General features: G+C 58.9%; 5 protein-coding genes. 1 reads left to right on the forward strand and 4 read right to left on the reverse strand.

Going from position 1 to position 5,732, the window contains the following annotated elements:
• Positions 1 to 140 (reverse strand): biotin/lipoyl-containing protein (locus WB402_RS14590; protein ID WP_424209117.1); only part of this gene is annotated, 140 nt, incomplete at its 3' end.
• Between the two features lie 31 nt (positions 141 to 171).
• Positions 172 to 2,850 (reverse strand): pyruvate dehydrogenase (acetyl-transferring), homodimeric type, encoded by a 2,679-nt coding sequence (gene aceE / locus WB402_RS14595; RefSeq protein ID WP_424209109.1) that lies wholly within the window; start codon positions 2,848 to 2,850, stop codon positions 172 to 174.
• A gap of 561 nt (positions 2,851 to 3,411) precedes the next feature.
• Here aceE and WB402_RS14600 point away from each other — a divergent pair.
• Positions 3,412 to 4,899, forward strand: a complete 1,488-nt coding sequence (locus WB402_RS14600; RefSeq protein WP_424209111.1) for a M17 family metallopeptidase — start codon at positions 3,412 to 3,414, stop codon at positions 4,897 to 4,899.
• A gap of 108 nt (positions 4,900 to 5,007) precedes the next feature.
• Here the strand turns inward: WB402_RS14600 and WB402_RS14605 are convergent, their stop codons facing one another.
• Positions 5,008 to 5,277 (reverse strand): BrnA antitoxin family protein, encoded by a 270-nt coding sequence (locus WB402_RS14605; RefSeq protein ID WP_424209113.1) that lies wholly within the window; start codon positions 5,275 to 5,277, stop codon positions 5,008 to 5,010.
• Positions 5,258 to 5,542, reverse strand: coding sequence for a BrnT family toxin (locus WB402_RS14610; RefSeq protein WP_424209115.1), 285 nt, complete (start codon positions 5,540 to 5,542; stop codon positions 5,258 to 5,260). Before WB402_RS14610 ends, WB402_RS14605 begins: the two co-directional genes overlap by 20 nt.
• Positions 5,543 to 5,732: the final 190 nt, after the last annotated feature.

A 5,732-nucleotide genomic window follows, 5' to 3' on the forward strand; every position in this document is an offset into this window, starting at 1 on the left:
ATGGTCGCCTTGTCGGACTCGAGCGTGATGAGCGGGTCTTCCGGCTTGATGGTATCGCCGGGTTTGACCATGACCTCGATGACGGAGACTTCCGCGAAGTCGCCGATGTCGGGGATTTTGACTTCCAGTGTTTTGGGCATCTGTTGTTCTTGTCGTTGACGACTCACGCCATCAGACGGACAGCGGGTTCGGTTTCCCGGGATCGATTCCGTATTTCCTGATCGCGTCGGCCACCTTCTGGCGATCGATCGCGCCGTCCTCGGCCAGCGCGGCGAGGCTTGCGAGCGTCACCCAGTGGCGGTCGACTTCGAAGAAATAGCGCAGCTTCTCGCGCGTATCCGAACGCCCGAATCCGTCGGTGCCGAGCACCGTGTAGCGACGCGGCACGAACGGCCGGATCTGCTCGGCGAACGCGCGCACGTAGTCGGTCGAGGCGATCACCGGGCCCCCGGTGTCCTTGAGGCACTCGCCCACGTGACACGTACGCGGCGGCTTGGTCGGATGCAGCAGGTTCCAGCGCGTGCACTCGTTGCCGTCGCGCGCGAGCAGGGTGAAGCTCGGGCAGCTCCAGATATCGGCTTCCACGCCCCAGTCGTTCTTGAGCAGATCGGCGGCGGCGATGACCTCGCGCAGGATCGTTCCCGACCCCAGCAGCTGCACGCGCGGTCCGTCGCCGGCGCCACCCTGACGGAAGCGGTACATGCCCTTGAGTATGCCCGCCTCGCTGCCTTCGGGCATCGCCGGATGTTCGTAGTTCTCGTTCATCACGGAGATGTAGTAGTAAATATCCTCCTGCTCCTGGTACATCCGGCGCAGGCCGTCCTGCATGATGACGGCGAGTTCGTAAGCGAACGTCGGATCGTAGGACATGCAGTTCGGGATCTGGGCCGTCGCAATATGCGAATGCCCGTCCTCGTGTTGCAGGCCCTCGCCGTTCAGGGTGGTGCGGCCCGAGGTACCGCCGAGCAGAAAGCCGCGCGAGCGGCAGTCGCCGGCGGCCCACCAGAGATCCCCGGTGCGCTGGATACCGAACATCGAGTAGAAGATGAAAAACGGGATCATCTGCGCGCCGTGGGTTGAATACGCGGTCGCCGCCGCGATCCATGAGCACACGGCACCGGCCTCGTTGATGCCTTCCTGCAGGATCTGGCCGCTCGCGTCCTCCTTGTAGAACATGAGCTGATCCCTGTCCTGCGGCGTGTACAGCTGGCCCTGCTGCGACCAGATGCCGAGGCTGCGGAACAACCCTTCCATACCAAAGGTGCGCGCCTCGTCGGCGACGATGGGCACGATGTGCTTGCCGAGGTGCTTGTCCTTGAGCAACACCCCGAGCAGGCGCACGAAGGCCATGGTCGTGGAAAACTCCCTGCCCTCGCCGGAGGCCTTGAGCAGAGTCTCGAACGTCGACAACGGCGGCACCTCGAGCGGCACCGCTTTGCGGCGGCGCGCGGGTATATCGCCGCCGAGCGCGTCGCGCCGCTCGCGCATGTACTTGTACACCGGCGAGTCTTTGGCCGGCTTGATGTATTCCAGCTTATCGAGCTGCTCGTCCGTCAGCGGCAGCTTGAAACGGTCGCGGAATGCCTGCAGCGAGGTCGTGCCCATCTTTTTCTGCTGGTGCGTGATGTTCTGCGCCTCACCGGCCTCGCCCATGCCGTAGCCCTTGATGGTTTTGGCGAGGATCACCGTCGGCTGGCCCTTGTGATGGATCGCGGTGTGGTAGGCCGCGTACACCTTGTGCGGGTCATGGCCGCCGCGATTGAGCCGCCAGATATCGTCGTCCGACCAGCTGGCCACCAGCTCCTTCAGCTCCGGGTACTTGCCGAAGAAGTGCTCGCGCACGTACGCGCCGTCGCGCGACTTGAAAGTCTGGTAATCGCCGTCAACGCACTCCTCCATGCGCTTGCGCAGCAGCCCCATGCGGTCGCGCGCCAGCAGCGGATCCCAGTAGCTGCCCCAGATGATCTTGATCACGTTCCAGCCGTGGCCGCGGAAGCCGGCCTCGAGTTCCTGGATGATCTTGCTGTTGCCCCGGACCGGCCCGTCGAGCCGCTGCAGGTTGCAGTTCACCACGAAGATCAGGTTGTCCAGATTCTCGCGCCCGGCCATGCCGATGGCGCCGAGCGACTCGGGCTCGTCCATCTCGCCGTCACCGAGAAAACACCACACCTTGCGCTCTTCGGTGTTGACGATGCCGCGCGCGTGCAGGTATTTCATGAGGCGCGCCTGGTAGATCGCCTGGATCGGCCCGAGGCCCATGGACACCGTCGGGAACTGCCAGAAATCGGGCATGAGCCAGGGATGCGGATAGGAGGAAAGACCATTGCCGTCGACCTCGCGACGGAAATGGTCCATCTGCCCGGCGGTCAGCTGCCCGAGCATGAAGGCGCGCGCGTAGAAACCCGGCGCCGAGTGTCCCTGCATATAGATCAGGTCTCCGCCGTGCTTTTCGGACGGGGCGCGCCAAAAGTGATTGAAGCCGACGTCGTAAAGCGTCGCTGCCGAGGCGTAGCTCGCGATATGTCCCCCGAGACTGGAATCGCCCTTGTTGGCCTTGAGCACCATGGCGAGGGCGTTCCAGCGCACGTACGAGCGGATGCGGTCCTCGAGCGCGTGGTTGCCGGGCGAACGAACTTCCTGGTCGGGGGGAATCGTGTTGACGTAGGCGGTGTTGGCCGCATACGGCACGTTGATGCCCGCGGCGCGCGCGAGCTCGATCTGCTTCTCTATCAGGTAATGCGCGCGCTCCGGGCCTTCCTGCTGGATGATGGCCGACAGTGCATCGAGCCATTCCTGGGTCTCCTGGGCGTCGACGTCGGTTTTCGGAGGTATCGGGGTCACAGCGGCCATGGTCTCGCACTCCTCAGATTATTGCGACGGCATGAAACTATTTGAGCCATTCGGGCATAATCGACACTCGGTATCACATCCATATAAATCATGCCGCCGCAATAATCAGAAATCTTAATGAATTTTGTTATTAACCCGGCACGCCTATCTATCGGAACGCTGTACTGTTAGATCAGACATGCCCTTCGTTTAATAACAATCGTGCCGGGTTAATAACTCTGCCTCCCGCGGGAAATCCGGATCGTGCAACTCTCGGCCCGGGAACGATGTCCGGCGGTGTTCTTACGGCCGGGTTGGCGGCAGCGGGTAAAACAGGACTTCCGTTTGTGCCATGCGTCATTCGTAGTCGGCCGGTCTCATGAATCTCCTCAGGCAGCGGGTGGCCGATACGGGAAAATCGTACCGCCTGTAAGCCGGCGTCAACCAACTCCACCGGCACAACCGTATCATCTCCGTTTTGCGCGCGGTATGATCGTTTTTTTGCTCAAACAGGTCAAGACAAACAGAGTTTTAGGCCCAATTTCGATTCCAATTCGATAAAAATTTTGACGCGAGGCGCGCATGTATTCTGAAATTCCGAAGATCAGGCAAGAAGCCAACCGTTTGGCTCAAAAAACGCTGGATATCCACGCAAATGCCATATTACTGGTTCCGGCCAAGGATGCCGATCTGAATTCACTGCCGTATGGGAAAGAGATTGCTCAGCGACTCTTGCGCGCCAGCCATAAACTCGACAGCGGCAAACCCTTTGCCACCGAGATACCTAATAAAACCGGCACACGCGTCAGTATTGGCGGTGTCGATCCGGATAGCTCAGTCTTTGAGCTGCTGACGCTGGCGCGCGGCATGGTGGCGGCACATAAGTCCCACAAGCCTGGACAACTGCTGGTCGCCTGCCTCGGACTTAAGCCGAAGGAGGCGGAGCGCGCTTGCGAAGCGGTAATGGCCGCCATTCTGGCAGCCCATTTTTCCCTGCCGGATTACAAAAGCAAACCGGCAAAACCGGCCAAGCTGCGTGATATACATATATATGGTCACGTGGCGTCAAACGGTTACATCCGCACCATCGCCGAGGCACGCGGCAACAACCTCGCGCGTTATCTCACCGCCCTGCCGCCGAATGAGCTCACGCCGGGAAACTACCGCCGGCGCATCGAGAAGCTGGCGCGCGAATACGGCTGGAAGACAGAATTTCTTGATATCAAGAAACTCAAGGCGCGTGGCGCCGGGGCCTTCCTCGCCGTGGCTCAGGGCAGCCCGGAGCCGGACGCCGGCATCCTGCACCTGCGCTACACACCGAAAAAGAAATCCACGAAACCAGCCCTTGCGCTGGTCGGCAAAGGCATCTGCTTCGACACCGGCGGCACCAACCTCAAACCGGCGCGTCACATGCACGGCATGCACGAGGACATGGAAGGCAGCGCCGTGGCGCTCGGCACTCTGTTGGCGCTGACAGAACTGAAAGCGGATTTTTCTGTGGACTGCTGGCTGGCATTGGCGCAGAACCACATCGGCCCTAAAGCCTATAAACAAAATGACGTGGTCAAAGCCGCCAACGGCAAAACGATTGAGATTATCCACACCGACGCCGAAGGCCGCATGGTTCTGGCCGATACGCTTTATTTCGCGTCGCAACAAAAACCGAAACTCATCGTCGATTACGCGACCCTCACCGGCGCCTGCGTCGGCGCGCTCAGCACGCGCATGAGCGGCACGCTGACCAACCGCGAAAAACTGGTTCCGGTTTTAATTGACGCCGGCAACGCCTCCGGCGAACGCGTATGGCCGTTCCCACTGCCCAAGGATTACGAAGACGCGCTCAAGAGCGACATCGCCGACATCAAGCAGTGCACGCTCGACAGCGACGCCGACCACATCCTCGCCGCAACGTTTCTGAAAAAGTTTTTAGTCAATGACCCGGATTGGGTGCACGTGGATTTGTCGGCGGGGAATCACAAGGGCGGGCTTGCTCATATTCCGACGGATATTACGGGGTTTGGGGTGAGGTTTACGTTGAATTTATTGATGGATCAGAAAATCCTGCGATAGCCTTTCTCTTATATGTAGGGTGCGCCATGCGCACCGATCGACATTCCTTTCTTCCCTCGTGGGAGAAATCAGGGGTGGGAGATATTATTCTTTTAAAGAACAATTCCGCTATGCGCGACGACGTTTCTGCATGTATTCCCGCAAAGCCTCATTCATTTTCGACTGGTATTTTCCGCTGCGAGTTCTGAACCAGGTCAGAACATCAGCGTCCACCCGAATGCTGATGGCTTGCTTCACCGGACGATAAAACTTACCGCGAACACCCTTGCTCCAGTCGAGAATTTCTGGGATATCGTCTAAATTGATATCCTGATCCTTCATCTTTTTAAGAGCCTGTATCTGACTCTTTCGTCTGGAATCAGTCTTGACCTTCTTCATAGAATCTTTGCTCATGTTTCGTCGCCTTTCTTGCTGAAATGACCCGTATGACTTCTTCGTCTCCACGGCCACTGAACGTATGTGCCACGATCAGAATGACGCCTTCCGCCATGCCTATGGTATGCCAGCGTTCCTCGCCGCCCTCAATCCTGTCGTGCCGGCTCAGCGCCAGCAGATCGTTAAAGACTTCCTGAGCCAACTCAAAGCTAACACCGTGTTTTTTCTGATTGACGCGGTTCTTGTTATCGCTCCATTCGATGCGCATCGGCCGCCCCGGCAACTGTACATCTTAAATTGTATATACAATTATGCCATACGTCAAAGAATCATGAAGTGTGCGCTGCGCACGAGTTGAAAAGCTACTTGCGGGTGGCTCCGCCCCTGCACCCTGGGTGGCTTTCTTTTGTTCGGCCAAAAGAAAGCCACGAAAGAAAAGGCCGCCCGGAGCGCGCGAC

Source organism: Sulfuricaulis sp. (genome assembly GCF_049587675.1).
Classification (GTDB): Bacteria; Pseudomonadota; Gammaproteobacteria; order Acidiferrobacterales; family Sulfurifustaceae; genus Sulfuricaulis.

Excerpts from the sequence above, each read along its gene's own strand:
- aceE (WP_424209109.1), bottom strand. The coding sequence starts at position 2,850 with ATGGCCGCTGTGACCCCGATACCTCCGAAAACCGACGTCGACGCCCAG.
- WB402_RS14600 (WP_424209111.1), top strand. The coding sequence starts at position 3,412 with ATGTATTCTGAAATTCCGAAGATCAGGCAAGAAGCCAACCGTTTGGCT.
- WB402_RS14605 (WP_424209113.1), bottom strand. The coding sequence starts at position 5,277 with ATGAAGAAGGTCAAGACTGATTCCAGACGAAAGAGTCAGATACAGGCT.
- WB402_RS14610 (WP_424209115.1), bottom strand. The coding sequence starts at position 5,542 with ATGCGCATCGAATGGAGCGATAACAAGAACCGCGTCAATCAGAAAAAA.